The organism is Chloroflexota bacterium, assembly GCA_035652535.1.
Taxonomy (GTDB): domain Bacteria; phylum Chloroflexota; class UBA6077; order UBA6077; family SHYK01; genus DASRDP01.
Window position 1 is genome coordinate 1 of the sequence record DASRDP010000100.1, and the last position, 15,816, is coordinate 15,816.

Annotated in this window: 13 protein-coding genes; 2 read left to right on the plus strand and 11 right to left on the minus strand. The window is 67.2% G+C overall.

The genetic code is table 11. The features are described from left to right. Nucleotides 1-239 precede the first annotated feature (239 nt). The 5 genes from VFC51_11985 to VFC51_12005 form a co-directional block, all read right to left on the minus strand. Nucleotides 240-2,216 carry an acetoacetate--CoA ligase gene (locus VFC51_11985; GenBank protein HZT07744.1) on the minus strand — a complete coding sequence of 659 codons (1,977 nt, stop codon included), beginning with the start codon at nt 2,214-2,216 and terminating at the stop codon, nt 240-242. Nucleotides 2,217-2,267: 51 nt separating this feature from the next. Next, entirely contained in the window at nt 2,268-2,426 is a 159-nt protein-coding gene (locus VFC51_11990; protein HZT07745.1) for a hypothetical protein, read from the minus strand. Nucleotides 2,427-2,510: 84 nt separating this feature from the next. After that, a complete protein-coding gene (locus tag VFC51_11995; protein HZT07746.1) occupies nt 2,511-2,972 on the minus strand; it encodes an SRPBCC domain-containing protein in 462 nt (153 codons plus the stop codon). 215 nt (nt 2,973-3,187) lie between these two features. Continuing rightward, nucleotides 3,188-4,918, minus strand: coding sequence for an iron ABC transporter permease (locus VFC51_12000; GenBank protein ID HZT07747.1), 1,731 nt, complete (start codon nt 4,916-4,918; stop codon nt 3,188-3,190). 8 nt (nt 4,919-4,926) lie between these two features. Further along, nucleotides 4,927-6,063 (minus strand): extracellular solute-binding protein, encoded by a 1,137-nt coding sequence (locus tag VFC51_12005; protein ID HZT07748.1) that lies wholly within the window; start codon nt 6,061-6,063, stop codon nt 4,927-4,929. 155 nt (nt 6,064-6,218) lie between these two features. Here VFC51_12005 and VFC51_12010 point away from each other — a divergent pair, with 155 nt between their 5' ends. Further along, nucleotides 6,219-9,116, plus strand: coding sequence for an FAD-linked oxidase C-terminal domain-containing protein (locus tag VFC51_12010; GenBank protein ID HZT07749.1), 2,898 nt, complete (start codon nt 6,219-6,221; stop codon nt 9,114-9,116). Between the two features lie 81 nt (nt 9,117-9,197). Here VFC51_12010 and ltaE read toward each other — a convergent pair whose 3' ends face one another. From ltaE to VFC51_12035, 5 genes are all read right to left on the minus strand, one after another. Then, a complete protein-coding gene (ltaE, locus tag VFC51_12015) occupies nt 9,198-10,250 on the minus strand; it encodes a low-specificity L-threonine aldolase (GenBank protein ID HZT07750.1) in 1,053 nt (350 codons plus the stop codon). 64 nt (nt 10,251-10,314) lie between these two features. Continuing rightward, the gene (locus VFC51_12020) at nt 10,315-10,827 is read right to left on the minus strand and encodes a (2Fe-2S)-binding protein (protein HZT07751.1); all 513 of its coding nucleotides are present in this window, start codon (nt 10,825-10,827) and stop codon (nt 10,315-10,317) included. Continuing rightward, nucleotides 10,814-11,698, minus strand: a complete 885-nt coding sequence (locus tag VFC51_12025) for an FAD binding domain-containing protein (GenBank protein ID HZT07752.1) — start codon at nt 11,696-11,698, stop codon at nt 10,814-10,816. The genes VFC51_12020 and VFC51_12025 overlap by 14 nt, the downstream gene beginning before the upstream one ends. Before the next feature lie 121 nt (nt 11,699-11,819). Further along, entirely contained in the window at nt 11,820-12,101 is a 282-nt protein-coding gene (locus VFC51_12030; GenBank protein ID HZT07753.1) for an antibiotic biosynthesis monooxygenase family protein, read from the minus strand. Between the two features lie 60 nt (nt 12,102-12,161). After that, nucleotides 12,162-13,088 (minus strand): TIGR03619 family F420-dependent LLM class oxidoreductase, encoded by a 927-nt coding sequence (locus tag VFC51_12035; protein HZT07754.1) that lies wholly within the window; start codon nt 13,086-13,088, stop codon nt 12,162-12,164. A 245-nt stretch (nt 13,089-13,333) separates the two neighbouring features. Here VFC51_12035 and VFC51_12040 point away from each other — a divergent pair, with 245 nt between their 5' ends. Beyond that, nucleotides 13,334-14,983 (plus strand): sulfatase, encoded by a 1,650-nt coding sequence (locus VFC51_12040; GenBank protein HZT07755.1) that lies wholly within the window; start codon nt 13,334-13,336, stop codon nt 14,981-14,983. Here the strand turns inward: VFC51_12040 and VFC51_12045 are convergent, their stop codons facing one another. Beyond that, nucleotides 14,984-15,502, minus strand: a complete 519-nt coding sequence (locus tag VFC51_12045; GenBank protein HZT07756.1) for a hypothetical protein — start codon at nt 15,500-15,502, stop codon at nt 14,984-14,986. Nucleotides 15,503-15,816: the final 314 nt, after the last annotated feature.

Below are 15,816 nucleotides of genomic sequence, written 5' to 3' on the forward strand. Positions count from 1 at the left end.
AGGGAAACGTCGGCTGCGAGTGTCCCGATACGATGGGTCATCGGACGGTCTCTCGTGTCCGCTCGGGTCTGTCGCCGTCCTCGCCGCGGCGCACCGTCCGGTGCGCCCGGCCCGCTCACTTCTCGAGGAATTGATACCCCATAGTTACGTTTACGTCAATCCCGTTCCGGTCCGTTGGAAAACGTTCACCCTTCTTCGAGCACATCGGCTCCCGACCGTGCGCGCGTGGGGCCAATCGATCAGCTCGGCGGCGCGCCGGGCCGGCTCGCCAGATCCACGAAGAAGCGAAGGGACTCAGGGTTGGCCATCGCGTCCGGGCTCGCCACGTGCTCGGCAGGCGCGCCCGCGAGGATGCGCTTGACGGGGACCTCGAGCTTCTTCCCATTCAGCGTGCGCGGGATCTGATCCACGGCGTGAACCTCATCCGGGACGTGGCGCGGCGACAGCTCGCGCGCGACGGCGGTGTTGATCCGCTGACGCAGGGCATCGTCCAGCACGGCCCCCTCGCGCAGCACGACGAACAGGAGCAACTCCCCCTCCACCCCAAGCTGGCTCGTGTCGACGACGAGGCTGTCGACCACCTCGGGGACCTCCTCCACCACGCGGTAGAACTCGCTGGTGCCCATCCGAACGCCCGCCCGGTTCAGCGTCGAATCGGACCGGCCGTAGATGACGCAGCCGCCCTCCCGCGTGATCCTGATCCAATCGCCATGGCGCCAGACGCCGGGGAACACGTCGAAGTAGCTCTCGCGGTACCGCGCGCCGTCGGGATCGTTCCAGAACCGCACGGGCATCGAGGGGATCGGCTCCGTCAGCACCAGCTCGCCCACCTCGTCGACGACGGGCTGCCCCGCTGCGTTGAAGGCGGCCACCGCGGCGCCGAGGCCCCGGCACTGCAGCTCGCCCGCGCGCACCGGCAGGAGCGGGCACCCCAGCACGAACGCGGTGCAGACGTCGGTCCCGCCGCTCGCGGAGGCGAGCAGCGCGTCGGGCGCGACCTCCTCGTACACCCAGTCGAACCCCTCGGGGGAGAGGGGAGCGCCCGTGGACCCGATTCCCCGGATCGACCCGAGGCCGAAGTCGCGCGCGGGGTGGATCCCCGCCTTGCGGCAGCTCTGGATGTACGGCGCGCTCGTGCCGAAATAGGTCATGCCGGCCTCGTGGGCGAAGCGCCAGAGCGCGTTCATGTCCGGATAGGCCGGGCTGCCGTCGTAGAGGAGCACGGTCGCGCCGACGAGCAGACCCGAGACGAGCATGTTCCACATCATCCAACCCGTCGTCGTGAACCAGAAGAACCGATCGTCGGGGGTGAGGTCCAGGTGCAGGGACAGCGCCTTGAGCTGCTCGAGCAGGATGCCCCCGTGGCCGTGAACGATGGCCTTAGGCAGGCCGGTCGTGCCGGACGAGTACAGCACCCAGAGCGGATGATCGAAGGGCACGCGCGCAAACGCGAGGTCCGATCCATCGCCGCGCAGATCATCCCAAAGGATGGCGTTCGAAAGCCCGTCCGCCGTCGCGGCGGGGTCGAGATGGGGAACCAGGACCGTGCGCGACAGGCTCGGGAGCTCCCGCTGGAGCGCCTGCACGGCCGGGCGGCGATCGAACGCGCGCCCCCCATATCGATACCCATCGGCCGCCACGAGCACTTTCGGATCGATCTGGCGGAACCGGTCGGCCACGCTCGACACGCCGAATTCCGGCGCGCAGCACGACCAGATGGCTCCAATGCTCGCGGTCGCCAGAAATGCGATCACGGCCTCGGGGGAGTTGGGCATGAGTCCGACGACCCGGTCGCCCGTTTCCACGCCGAGGCTCCGGAGGCCCGCCGCGACGGACGCGGTCTCGCGGTACAGCTCGGCGTACGTCAGCCTCTGGATCGACCGGTCCTCCGCCTTGAATACGATGGCCGTGTACTCGTCGCGGCGGCGAAGCGCGTGCTCCGCGTAGTTGAGGCTCGTCCCGGGGAACCACTGCGCGCCGGGCATCTCGCGGCGGGCCATCCCGCGCGTCACCTGACCCGACGCCGCCACGTGGAAGAACTCCCAGATCGAGGTCCAGAAAGCGTCCAGGTCGCGAACGGACCATCGCCACAGCTCGTCGTATGAGGTGAAGCGCAGGCCGCGGCGTTCGGCGAGCCAGCGCAGATACCGCGTCACGTTGGCCCGCTCGCGCGCTTCGGCCGTCGGCTGCCAGAGAATGGCGCCCTCGCTGCTCATGCGCCGCGCCTCAGGGCGGGCTTCGCCCTCAGCGACACCGGTCGCGCCACGTCATTCAAGCCCGAGCACTCGCGGAACGAGCTGGCGGATGCGCCCCAGCGTCTGGACCCGCTCCCGTTCGTCCGCGACCTCGACCGCGACTTCCTCATCTCGTGGGCGGGCCTCCTCAGCGGAGTGGTCGAGGGGCTCCGGCGAACGCTGTTCCTGCATCCGGGACCTTTCGCCAGCCGATGTCCGCAGCCAGCCATGGAGACAACCCGCGCCAGCACCATCCGCGCTCGCGTAACCGCGGGCTCAAGCCTGGCGGGCCGCGTCGGCCATCTGTCGCTTCAGCCGTTTCGTGAACTCATCCAGAATGAGCGACGCCGTCGCCCGGAGCACCATGTCCCCGAGGATCGCCAACCGACCGCGCACGTCGACCGTGGCGCGATACCGCAACGTCGTGCTGCTGGGTGAATCGGCGACCAGATTCATTCCCATCTGCACGTCGAGCTGGCTCTTCGTCACAGAATCGGTGCCGGTGACGATCGCCGTCAGCTCCGTGGGCGGCGTGCTATCGATTATGTGGGCGCGAAAGGAGAACTTCCCCTCGATCGGGCCCACGCGGGCGGCGATCACACCGTCGAAGGTCTGGTCATCGACGAGGCGCACCTCGTCGACGCCCGGCACGCAGGCGGCGGAGCGATCGACGTCGAGGAGAAAATCCCACAGGTCGTGCACCGGCGCATCGATGGCGATGGAGTCTTCGAAGTTCACGTCGGCCTCGAGATTCTTCGCGCGCTCGCCATTATAGATTCTCGTCCGGATGGCGCCCGCGCATAGTGATGCAGCCGAAAAGTGATTTGTCATCTGGATCCCAGGTCATTCCTCCGGAGATTCTTCGCCTGCGGGTTCAGAATGACCCAACGCGCTGCGGACCATCGCGCGCCCCGTCTGTTGGCCAGAGGAGAGCGGGAGGAGGGCTTCCGCGGCTACCCGGAGCCGCTGAGCCGGCTCCCGAGCCGCTGGCCGACGACCGACGCCACCGCGATCATGGAGACGAGCATGATCGCCAGAGCCGAGCTCTGCTCCAGGTTGCCCGAGATCCCATACTCCAGCAGCAAGATGGAAAGAGGCCGTGACGACCCGCTGTAGAGAAGGACCACCGTGCTGATGTCACGCAGGGCGCCCGCGAACGCGAGAAGTCCAACGGTAAACGCCGTGGGCGCCAGGAGCGGGAACAAGACCCGGCGATACATCGTGAGCCAGCTCGCGCCCGACACCTTCGCGCTCTCCTCCAGCTCGCGGCCCACCTGAAGCACTGCGGCCTTCATGAGCTGGGTCGAGACGGGACTGTCGCGAATGACGATGGCCAGAACGATGCCGAGCACAGATCCATAGAGGATCGTCCGCGACGGCGTGCTGAGAAACAGCCACAGCAGGCCGAGGCTCATGAGGATGCCCGGCACGGCCCATGGCAGCCAGCTCAGCGCGTCCACCACCGTCGACGCCGCGGACCGACGACGGATGACGAAGTAGGCGATGAGACTGTAAACGACCATGCCCACGAGTCCGACGGACACGGCGATGACCAGGCTGTTCTTGAGCGATGACAGAAACGCCGAGTCGCGAAGGAGTCGCTCCCAGTTCCGCAAGGTGTATGGATCGGCGATGGTGAAGAAGCCGTAGCGCCGCATGAATGACCCGAGGATGAGGAACACCATCGGCGCGAGCAGGGCCATCGTCATCCATGACGCGCACAGGCCAAGGGCAGGCCAGCGCAGCCGCCCAAGCCGGTAGCGTGCCGTCGAGAACCCACGCCCGCTCACAGTCGTGAAGTCGCGTCCGGCAATGGCTGAACGATAGAGCAGCGCCAGGCCGATCATGGTCAGGAGGAACAGCGATCCGAGCGCGGTGGCGGTGCCAAAACCGGGCGGATCGTCCCGAAGGAGGTTGTAGATTTTTGTCGAGTAGACCTGGATCCCCGCCTGCGGTCCAAGCAATAGCTCGACTTCGAACGCCTCGAGGGAGCGAACAAAGACGAGCATGGTCGTTCCGAGAATCCCCGGAAGCAACACCGGCAGGGTAATACGCCTCAGCACCGTGAGCTGGTTCGCACCGCTCGTGCGCCCCGCCTCTTCAAGATGCGCGCTCATGCGACGGAACAGGGGGGTGAGGAGAAAGACGTAAAAGGCGACGCCCGCCGACGCAAGGTGGACCCAGATGATTCCCCAGAAGCTGTAAAGGTTGAAGATCGGCCCGCCGACGAAGGGGAGCCGCTGCACAGCGTCGTTGATGAGCCCGTAGTGGGGATCGAGTAGGAGAATGAACCCGAGCGTATACGGGAGCGATGGAACGAACAATTCGATGCGAAACAGGAATTCGACAATCGACGCGCCCGGGAGGTCCGTCCGGGCAATAAGCCACGCGAACCCGACCCCCAGCACGAGGCCGATGGCAGTCCGCACACTCCCGAGGGCCAGGCTATTCCAGAGCGCCGCCCAGATCGTGCGGTCCGCGAACGCGTTTGCCCAGTTCTCCAGTGAGTAGACGGGCGCCTGGCCGGGCGTCGCCACGTTGAAGCTGTTGACGAGCAGGAATAGGATAGGCAGCCCAATCGCCACGCCCATCCCGAGCGGGACCAGGAGCGAGGGAGACGGCGCCCCGAGCGGCCAACGCAGATCCTGAATGATCAGCCGTCGGGCAGCGTTCACGGCCGACACGGGCGGCCTCAGCCTCCGAGGAGGCTCTGAAGACGCGGTTTGATACTCTCGACGTCGGCGGTGAAGTTCCAGTCGTTGATGTCGAAGTAGTCACGCCCGGGCTGCGGCACGAGGAACTGCGGCAGCTTCTTGTTCGCCTCAACGTCGAGTCGATTGGAGGGCTCGCCCAGGGCGATGGCGGCCATCTCCTGCCCCTCCTTGCTGGCGAACCAGTTCACCCACAGCTTGGCGGCGTTGGGATGGGGGGTGGGATCAATGACGATGAGGAACGCGCCGCCCGCGCCCGTCTGCGGCGGCAGGTCGTCGAAGGAGAAGGCCTCGAGCTTCATTCCTTCCTTCATGAGGTCGAGCACGTCCTCTTCGGTCATGTTGAGGTTGATGGGGTAGATGCCGCGCGCCATCCAGTCCGCGAGCTGGCGATCGTCGTTGCTGGATTGCGCTTTCTGATCGACGAAGAGCTTCCGGACGTAGTCTTCGCCCTTGAGCTTCATGAGGTACGTCGCGACCACTAGCCCGCCGCCGTTTTGTAGCGGGTCGTGGGTGGCGATCTTCCCCTGGAACTTCGGGTTCAACAGATCGTCGCTCTTGCGCACCTCGTCGCGCTTCACGAAATCCGTATTGATCACGATGTTGTTCTGGATGCTCTCGACCGAGCGCAGGATGTACTCTCCGTCGGGGTCGGCGAACTTGAGCTTGCCATCCCGCCATTTCGCGGGGTCCGTCACCTCCGGCACGACGAGCATCGACTTGATCGACGCCATGGCGTGCGCGGGATAGAGCTGCGACGAAGCGGTCCCGAGGCCGGAGATGAGCACGTCGACGGTGCTGAGTCCGGCCGCGCGCTCGCGCATGATTCGGGCCACCGTGTCTGACCCGCGGCCGGTTACGACTTCGACCTCAACACCGAAACGCTTGGTAAAGGCATCCGCCATGTCCTCGCGCACGGCCGTGTTGTTGGTCGCGAGCACGAGCTTGCCTTCTGCACGGGCTGCCGCAGCCAGGTCGTCCCAGACGCGGTCCGGAGCGCTGGCGCCGTCTGACGGCTGCGATGCGGCCACAGGGGGGGTGCCCGATGGACGCGCACACGCGCTGAGGACCGCGATCATCGTCGTGGCGAGGAACCAGCTCGCGAAATCCCGACGCATCCAGGCCCTCCGACGTGGGCGGCGATGGCTTTTTGCATATCTGCCGTACGAGATGCGCCAGCGTATCCGCGCAGGTTGAGCGTGTCAAATTTCCCCGGATGGCCCGATACTTGGAGCGCACGTCCCACCCTCGCGATTCGGAGTCGAAGCGCGCGATGCAGGCTTCCGTCAACGTTCCCGCGCTCACAGCCCAGCTCCGCCGCGTCCTCCGCGGGGAGGTCCGCTTCGACGACGCGACGCGCGCGCTCTACGCCACGGATGCGTCGAACTATCGCCAACTCCCCATTGGCGTGGTCATCCCCCACGACGCCGAGGACGTCGTCGCCGCGCTGGAGATGTGCCGGCGCTACGGCGCGCCTCTCCTGCCGCGCGGTGGGGGGACCAGCCTCGCTGGCCAGTGCTGCAACGTGGCGGTCGTGCTGGACTTCTCGAAGTACATGAATCGCCTGCTCGACCTGGATCCGGTGGCAAAGACGGCGCGCGTCCAGCCCGGCCTCGTCCTCGACGAGCTCCGGGACGCGGCCGAGGCGCACCATCTGACGTTCGCGCCCGACCCCTCGACCCATAACCACTGCACCCTCGGCGGAATGATCGGGAACAACTCGTGCGGGGTCCATTCCCTCACCGGGGGAAACACGGTCGACAACATTCACGAGCTGGACATTCTCACGTACGATGGCCTCCGGCTCCGCGTCGGCGCGACCACCCCGGAAGAGATCGAACGGATCGTCGCGGCCGGCGGACGTCGCGCGCAGATCTATGCGGCGCTACGTGACCTCCGGGACCGCTACGCGGACCGCATCCGGCAGCGGTTCCCCAAACTGGAGCGCCGCGTCTCGGGATTCAACCTCGATCAGCTCCTGCCGGAGAACGGCTTCCACGTCGCGCGGGCGCTTGTCGGGACCGAGGGAACGTGCGTCACGGTCCTCGAGGCGACCACGAGGTTGGTCCCAAGCCCGCCGGGTCGCTCGCTGCTCGTCCTCGGATACCCGAACGTGTCCGCGGCGGGGAACGGCGTCATGGCGGTCCTGGACCAGGCTCCGCTCGCCGTGGAGGGGATCGACGATCGTCTGGTCGACGGGATGCGCCGAAAGGGCATGCAGGCCAGCGACCTGGCCCTGCTGCCGGCGGGGGGCGCCTGGCTGTTCGTGGAGTTCGGCGGGGAGACGAAGGCCGAAGCGGACGACCAGGCCCGCCGAGCTATGGCCGCCCTCGCGAAGCTCCCCAGCGCGCCGGACATGCGCGTTTTCGACGACCCCGCGCTCGCCCGCGGCGCGTGGCAGGTGCGCCAGGCCGCGCCGCGCGCCGCCGCCCGGATGCCGGGCGAGCCCGACTACTACGACGGCTGGGAGGACGCCGCCGTCCCCCCTGATGTGCTCGGGGAGTACCTTCGCCACTTCCGCGCGCTCTTCGATCGGTACGGCTACCGCGCCGGGATCTACGGCCACTTCGGCCAGGGATGCATCCACACGCGCATCGACTTCGACTTGAAGAGCCCCGAGGGGATCCGCCGCTACCGCGCCTTCGCCGAAGACGCCGCCGACCTCGTCGTGCGCTACGGAGGCTCCCTGTCCGGCGAGCACGGCGATGGGCAGGCCAGGGGCGAGCTGCTCCCGCGGATGTTCGGCGACGAGCTGGTGGCTGCCTTCCGCGAATTCAAATCCATCTGGGACCCGCAGGGGCTCATGAATCCTCACAAGGTGGTCGATCCCTACCGCCTCGACGAGAATCTGCGCCTCACCCAATCCGCGGCCGGCAGCGCGCAAACGGGCCGCGACGCGGCGCATTTCGCCTACGCGGAAGACGATGGGAGCTTCGCCCTAGCCATGGAGCGATGCATCGGCATCGGCGAGTGCCGCCGCCTCCACGGCGGGACGATGTGCCCCAGCTATCGAGCCACGCTGGACGAGCGGCATTCGACCCGCGGGCGCGCCCGGATGCTCTTCGAGATGCTCCACGGTGAGCCAGAGATCCGCGGTTGGGGGTCGACGGCCGTGCGCGATGCGCTCGACCTCTGCCTCGCGTGCAAGGCGTGCAAGAGCGAGTGCCCGGCGAACGTGGACCTGGCACGCTACAAGGCGGAGTTTCTGGCCCACTACTATCAGGGCCACCTGCGCCCGCGCACGGCGCACAGCCTCGGCTTGGTTCACCAGTGGGCGAGAATTGCCTCTCGATATCCGACCGTCGCCAACGGATTGGCCGAGAATCCGATCCTGGCGCCGTTTCTGAAAGCCGTCGCTGGAATTGCGCCGGAGCGCAAGCTCCCCGCCCTCGCGGCCGCGCCCTTCACCACGTGGTTTCGTCAGCGCTCGTCGAACCGGACGCCCGGGCGCGCTTCGGGAAGTCGGGTGCTCCTCTGGCCTGACACCTTCAACAATTACTTCACGCCCGGCGTCGCGAGGGCGTGTGTCGAGGCCCTGGAGCGGCTGGGATTCGAGGTGATCATCCCCGACGAGGATCTCTGCTGCGGTCGGCCCTACTACGACTATGGGCGAATCGACGAGGCCCGGCGCGCGCTGCGGCGCATCCTCCGGTCACTAGCGCCGCATCTCGAGGACGGCGTCCCCATCGTTGGGCTGGAGCCGAGCTGCATCGCCGTCTTCCGGGACGAGCTGCGCGGCCTCATGCCGAAGGACCCCTCCGCGCATCGACTTGCTGACCAGTCTTACGTGTTGAGCGAGTTCCTCGAATCTCAGGCCGAGCACGTGACGTGGCCGCGACTCGAGCGAAGGGCGCTCGTGCACGTTCACTGTCACCAACGCGCCCTGATGGGGACGAGCGCTGACACCGCGATCCTTCGTCGGCTGGGGCTCGACGCGCGTGTGCTCGACGCAGGGTGCTGCGGGATGGCCGGCGCGTTTGGCTTCGAGCGGGAGCACTACGCGGTTTCGATGCGCATTGGCGAGCAGGGAGTGTTGCCGGCCGTTCGCCGGGCCGAGTCGAGCACGATCGTGCTGGCGGACGGGTTCAGCTGTCGGGAGCAAATCGCGCACGGAACGGGCCGCCGCGCTCTTCACCTCGCCGAGGTCATCCATTCGGCCATCGTCGGGTAAAGACGAATCGCATCCCGTTCATCGTTCGACAAGCTCACCACGAACGGATCGCGGCTCGACCGGCTCAGGGCGAACGGCTGCTCAGCGTCCCGCTGGAGACCCAAGCACCTGGCTGAACGCCGAGACGGCGCGCGCGATCTCCGCTCGTCCGATCCCGTAGTGAGTGACGAGTCGGATGCGGGGAAAGCCGCCGGCCGAGATCTTGACGCCGAGCGCTTGAAGCGCGGACACGAGGCGCGCCGGGTCGACGTCGGGCCGATCGACGCGCGCGAACACGATGTTCGTTTCTACGGTGTCGGGGTCGACGTCCAGGCCGGGGATGTCGGAGAGCCCCTCCGCAAGGGCCCGAGCGTTGGCGTGGTCCTCCGCCAGCCGCTCGATCATCTCGTTGAGGGCGACGATGCCCGCGGCGGCGATGATGCCCGCCTGGCGCATGCCGCCACCCAGCAGCTTTCGATTCCGACGCGCCTCACGAACGAAGTCGGCGTCGCCCACGACTACCGAGCCCACTGGGCATGCGAGACCTTTGGACAGGCAAAAAGAGAGCGAGTCCGCGCACGCCGCGAGGGCGCTCACCGGAACACCGAGGGCCACCGCGGCGTTGAAAAGCCGCGCGCCGTCCAGGTGGAGCGCGACGCCCCGTCGTCGAGCGAGCCGCTGAACCTGCTCGAGGTAGCTCAGGGGCAGAACGCGCCCGCCGGCGACGTTGTGCGTGTCTTCGAGAGAGATCAGGCTGATCCGCGCCAGGTGGTCGTCGTCGGGAAGAAAGCACGCGTCGATCTGATCGATGGGGATCTGCCCCGAGGGGAGATCGTCGAGCGGATGCGGGTAGATCCCCCCGATAGCGGACATCCCGCCCTGCTCCTGGACGTACATGTGCGACGTGGCGCCGAGAATCACCTCGTGGCCGCGGCCACAGTGCGTCAACAGGGCAATGAGGTTGCCCATGGTACCGGAGGCGACGAAGAGCGCCGCGTCCTTCCCGCACCGCTCCGCGGACATCTCCTCTAAGCGGTTAACCGTCGGGTCCTCGCGGTACACGTCATCGCCCACCTCGGCGTCAGCCATGGCGCGGCGCATGGCTGGCGTGGGAAGGGTCACGGTATCGCTGCGGAGGTCGACGATATCAGTCACAATCGGTCACAGGCCAGCGGCGTACTCACGCGGCATGATTCCCAGGCGGGGACGTCCGCTCAAACTATACCGTGGCGCCGCGCAGCTCAGCCGCCGCCTCTTGAATCGACGTCGCGATCGCTGGGTAGCACCCGCAGCGGCAGATGTTTCCGATCAGCCAGTGGGCGATCTCGTCGTACGTCGGCGAGGGGTTGGCGCTCAGGAGAGCAGCGGCCGCCATGAGCTGGCCCGGGGTGCAGTAGCCGCACTGGGCGGCGACGTTGCGGATGAACGCCTTCTGGAGCGGGTGCAGCTCCCCGCCCCTGGCGAGGCCTTCGACCGTGGTCACCGATCGGCCGTCGACTTCAAACGCGAGGAAGTTGCAGGCGCTGACCACCCCGCCGTCCACGAGCACGGTGCACGCGCCACAGACCTCGGACTCGCACCCGCGCTTCGTGCCGGTGAGGCCGACCCGGTCCCGGAGGAAATCGAGAAGCACTTCTTCGACTGGAACGTCGCCCGACCACGGCACGCCATTCACCGTGACATTCACGCGCGCCGTCTCCAGCGTGCGAACACCGCGTTCAGTTTCCTCCATGCTGCGTCCTTCCGTTCGTGGCCGCGGCCTGCTCGATGGCGCGTTGCAGCAGAACGCGAGCGATGGTGATCTTGTAGGATGCCGAGCCGAGCAAGTCCCCAACGGGCTCTAGTCGCTCGGCGAGATAGGCGCTCGACTCGCCGATGACGCGCTGCGCCTCCGCGACCGTCGTGCCGACAACCCGTTCCTCGAGGTCAGAGAGGCGGATCGCCTTCGGACCGACGCAGCCGACCGCCAGCCGCGCCTCGGAAAGGCGACCGTTGGGCGCGAGCGACGCCGCGGCCGCGACGTTCACCGTGGGACGCGAGAAGCGCTCGACGCGCAGGAAGGCGGCATTCCAGCCCGCCGGAAGCGGGGTCGCCTCGATGGACGTGAGAAGCTCCCCCGAATTGACCGCCGTTTCGTAGGTTCCGACGAGAAATTCTGCCAGGGGCAGCGTACGCTCACCCGCCGAGCTGCTGATCGTCACCGATGCGCCATAGATCAGGAGGGCCGTGCCGGGATCGGCATGCGGATCCGCGAAACAGAGATTGCCGCCCAATGTGCCCTGGTTCCGCACCCGCGTGTTCCCTACGTGGTGCTCGGCATCCGCAAGGGCGGGTAGGCGTTCGCGGATCGTTGGATCCGACTCCAGCCGGCGATGCGTCACCGCCGCGCCGATTCTCACCGTTGATCCATTTGCTTCGATGACATCGAGGCCAGCGATCCGCTTGATGTTGACGAGGTAGTCGGGCTGGAGGAGGCCCTGCCGCATCAATAGGAGCAGCTCGGCGCCTCCGGCATAGACGGACGCCTGTTCACCGAGGCGCTCCAACTCCGCGGTCGCTTCTCGGATAGACGTAGGATGGACGACGCGAAAAGGGCTGAGCACCGTCGCTCCGGACGCTGGGAATCGACCGAAGATACTAACCCAAGCGGCGATCCGAATCCAGCGCTCACGTCACGAACATCACCGGATGCCGGTGCGGCATCCAGCAACGGCCTCGATCGCGTCACGCCATCTCGTAATGCTCGGCTTTGCCCAGGCCAGCCCGCAAATCGTTCCCGACCGGAGGCCTGGTGCGGTTCAGCTCGGCGTGCGCGGCGAGGCTGGCCTCGTCCGTCCATCGCTCAACGAGCAGCAGCTTGTCCGGGTTCTCGGTGTTCTGGAAGAGGTCGAATTGTTCGCAGCCGGGCTCCTTGCGCACCTCGGCGTGGCGCTCAGCCCGCGCCCGAACGAGCTCGTTGCCCTTTCCCGGCAGCGCGTCGATGGCCACGATGACTCTGATGGGCATTGCGGTACCCTCCCAGCCAATATTCACTCGAGCCCCTTCTGGGCGCCCCACAGCATACTGCTACGTTTGCAGCTCGCGCACCAGCGGGGCGAGCGCCTCCACCTCGCTGGTCCAGTCGTCCGGCTCATCAGCAGGTCGGAGCACGAGCTTGGAGATCCCAGCGTTCACGAACTCCTGGAGACGCTCGCGAATAGCCGCCAGTCCAACGGGCACGAGGAGGGAAGCCTCGACGTCCGGACGCCGCGCGGCGAGGGCCTCCAGCACGGCCCGCCCAGGCGGACGCAGGGCATAGACCAGCATGGCGCCGAAGTGCTCGGGATCGATTCGTCGATCCGCGGCCTCGGCCGCCTCGCAGACGATTGTCCGTCCCTGTACAGCCTCGGCCACCGTGCAGAAGCTCGGCAGCCAGCCATCGCCGACACGGCCAATGCGCCGGAGCGCCGCCGGCGCGAGTCCGCCGAGCCAGACGTCGATGGGGTGCTGGACCGGCCGCGGCAACACTGTGAGCCCGCGATAGTGGAATCGCGGCCCGTCGTGGTCGACGCGCTCCTCGGTCCACAGCCGCCGCAAAAGCGGGACCACCTCCTCCACCCATGCGCCTCGCTCGCGCGATTCGATACCGAAGGCCCGATGCTCGCGCGCGTCGGATGCGCCGAGACCGACGGCCACGAGCAGCCGTCCGTCGGAGAGTCGATCGAGGCTCGCAACCTGCTTCGCCACGACGATCGGATTTCGGCCGGGCAGGACCAGCACGCTCGTGCCCAGCTTCAACCGGCGCGTCTGCCCGGCCGCGACGGCGAGTCCGATGAGGGGATCCGGCGCGGCGCCCGTCAGCCGGTCCGACAACCAGAGCGAGTCGAACCGCAGACGATCGAGATCCCGGGCGACCGCGCCCAGGCGGGACGGATCGCGGAGTCCCTGCGTTCCGAGGGCATAACCGATGCGAACCTTCATGTTCCCGCAGCCATCGCGCGATTGCGCGCGCACCGGTTTCGCTCTCACCGGCACCGGCTAGACAACGCGCCACGGACATCATAGCCGCTGCAAGCTCGCATCCAGTCGCGCAACGACCCGGCGGGACGAGCCGCCGCTGCTGGCTGCCCACGCCGCGCCGGCTACCTCACGCCATTGACCGATAGGACCACCTCGGCCATACTTCGTCCCGCTGAACCAAGCGGTCAGGCCACATCAGCCGGGCGCAGATGGCGCCAACGACCGACTTCGGAGGGCGGATGGAACTTCGCGCTCGCAGGATCGCGCTTCGCGCGTCGCTCGGCACTCTCGCGCTGCTGCTTCTCGCCGTGGCGCCGATCGACCGATGGCAAGGCAGCGGCACGCCCTCACCGCGGGCGCGCGCCCAAGGGAGCAACGTCCTGTTTGTTCTGACTGACGATATGCGCCTCGACGAGCTGCAGTACATGCCCCACGTGCGGCAGCTCGTCGCGGAGCAGGGAATGAGCTTCGACTCCGAATTCGACAATGTGACCCTTTGCTGTCCGGCGCGCGCGTCTATCCTTCGAGGCCAGTATTCGCACAACACCGGGGTGCTCACCAATGGCGGTGAGAACGGCGGCTTCGAGTCAGCGTACTCGAGCCATTTGGAAGCCTCAACCATCGCCACGGCGATGCACGATGCGGGATACGCGACGGGACTCTTCGGGAAGTACCTGAACGGCTATCCCAATACCGCGAGCTCGGCGTACATCCCGCCGGGCTGGGACTCGTGGGCCAGCGCGTCCAGAGGAAACCCGTACAGCGAGTACAACTACACCCTCAACCAGAATGGGAGCCAGGTTCGCCACGGCCGCGATCCGGCAGATTACGGCACAGACGTCTACGTTCACTTGACCGAGTCGTTCATCTCGGACGCGATTGCGAGGGGCAAGCCGTTCTTCGCCTATCTCGCCGTATATGCTCCCCACTCGCCAGCGACGCCCGCGCCCCAGGATGTGGACGCATTTCCCGGATTGCAGGCGCCACGCGACGCGTCATTCAACGAGGCGGACGTCAGCGACAAGCCGGCGTACATTCAGCGGCTGCCCCTCTTGAGCCAGCGACAGCAGCGGAACATCGACAATCTCGCGCGGCGCCGAGCGCAATCATTACAGGCCGTCGATCGCGGCGTTTCGGACCTCGTCGGCCTGCTCGCGCGAGAGGGCCAGCTCGAACATACCTACATCATCTTCACGTCGGACAACGGGTTCCACCTCGGGCAGCACCGTATGCCGTCCGGGAAGATGACGGCATACGAGACCGACATCCACCTCCCGCTACTGATCCGAGGCCCCGGCGTCCCGGCCGGATCGCACGTTGCCGCGATCACCGGCAACGTCGATCTCGCCCCGACCATCGCCGAGATCGGCGGCGCGACGATGACCGACGACCCAGACGGTCGATCGCTGGTCCCGTTTCTGACGGCCTCACCTGCACCCGATCCGTCCGGCGGTCCGGACTTGATCATGCCCCCGGACGGCTGGCGGCACGCGTACCTCCTCGAACACTGGACAGCCACATCCACGCGTCAGGACCGCTCGGGCGCCGCCGAGCTCGAGCCGGACGATCCCGACCAGGGCGGATCCGCGCCGGGCGACGATCCGTCCGAGCGCCGCCCACCCGCGATCCCTCGCATACCAGAGTTTCAGGGCCTCCGAACGGCGACCTACACCTACGTCGAGTACGAAACCGGCGAGCGCGAGCTGTACGACCTGACGGCGGACCCAGATGAGCTGAACAACGTCGCCACCAGCGCTGACCCCGCGCTCCTCGACGCCCTGCATCGCCAGCTCGACGAACTGCGAAGCTGCGCTGGGGCGGCATGCCGCGTGGCGGAGAAGCAGCGGAGCGACGGCCGCACGGCCGGCGCTCCGCTCGCATCGCGCTGATTAGCCGCGGGGACCGCGCTCCGGCACCGTTCGAGTCATGAGCTGGTCGACACGCTGGTCCGCCACGGCTTTCAGAGCATTGGCGACCACCGACGGGTCGACGTTGTGCGCGTGAGCGACGTCAGTGAGGCTCTTGCCCGGCAGCTCTTGCCGGAGTTGATCGGGGGTGATGCCCAGCGCCTGAGCGGCGGCATCGAGCCCGGCCTGGCGAGCCTGCATCCCCATCCGCGCGGCCCGAGCCCAGCGGTGATGGCCAAATGCGCCGGGATGGCCGGAGCCCCCGCTCTCCGCTCCAACCTGCGCGCGCGCTGCCTGGACGGCCTGGTGGAGCTGGTCAGTGGTCACGCCGAGATTTGACGCCACAGCCTGGGCGAACGCCTGCATGCGCTCCGCTCGCGGTCCGCTGCCCTGGGGTCCTCTCGCGCCATCCTGGGCGTACGAAACGCCGAGGGTCGCGGCGATCGCGAGAACGCCGACCCCGGCAACCACAAGTCCGCGTTTGAACCAACCTCTGCTCACGTTTCTCCTCCTCGCTCGGGCGCCTCGTTGGCGAAGGCGCCCATAGAACCTGCATGAAGTCTGCCACCCGTGAATTAGGAGTGAGTTCGGTGATTGTCACGGAACTGTAAAGTTCCGCCTCACACGCGGCGGGAATCCCCGCGTGTGCGCGCCGGCGGCGCTTGTCCCCGCAAGTGCCGATGGGATGGCACCGAGTGCCCACCCTGCCGCGCAGGACCCAAACCACCCGCGCCGCCGTCCGCGCCCAGCCTGAATGGATATGGTCGCGAGTCGCACGCGGACCGATCCTAAGTATGGATCCGATTCGGGAGGTG

What these genes read in the sequence shown, in the direction of transcription:
- VFC51_11985 (HZT07744.1), bottom strand. Translation starts at nt 2,216, where the DNA reads ATGAGCAGCGAGGGCGCCATTCTCTGGCAGCCGACGGCCGAAGCGCGC.
- VFC51_11990 (HZT07745.1), bottom strand. Translation starts at nt 2,426, where the DNA reads ATGCAGGAACAGCGTTCGCCGGAGCCCCTCGACCACTCCGCTGAGGAG.
- VFC51_12005 (HZT07748.1), bottom strand. Translation starts at nt 6,063, where the DNA reads ATGCGTCGGGATTTCGCGAGCTGGTTCCTCGCCACGACGATGATCGCG.
- VFC51_12010 (HZT07749.1), top strand. Translation starts at nt 6,219, where the DNA reads ATGCAGGCTTCCGTCAACGTTCCCGCGCTCACAGCCCAGCTCCGCCGC.
- VFC51_12020 (HZT07751.1), bottom strand. Translation starts at nt 10,827, where the DNA reads ATGGAGGAAACTGAACGCGGTGTTCGCACGCTGGAGACGGCGCGCGTG.
- VFC51_12030 (HZT07753.1), bottom strand. Translation starts at nt 12,101, where the DNA reads ATGCCCATCAGAGTCATCGTGGCCATCGACGCGCTGCCGGGAAAGGGC.
- VFC51_12040 (HZT07755.1), top strand. Translation starts at nt 13,334, where the DNA reads ATGGAACTTCGCGCTCGCAGGATCGCGCTTCGCGCGTCGCTCGGCACT.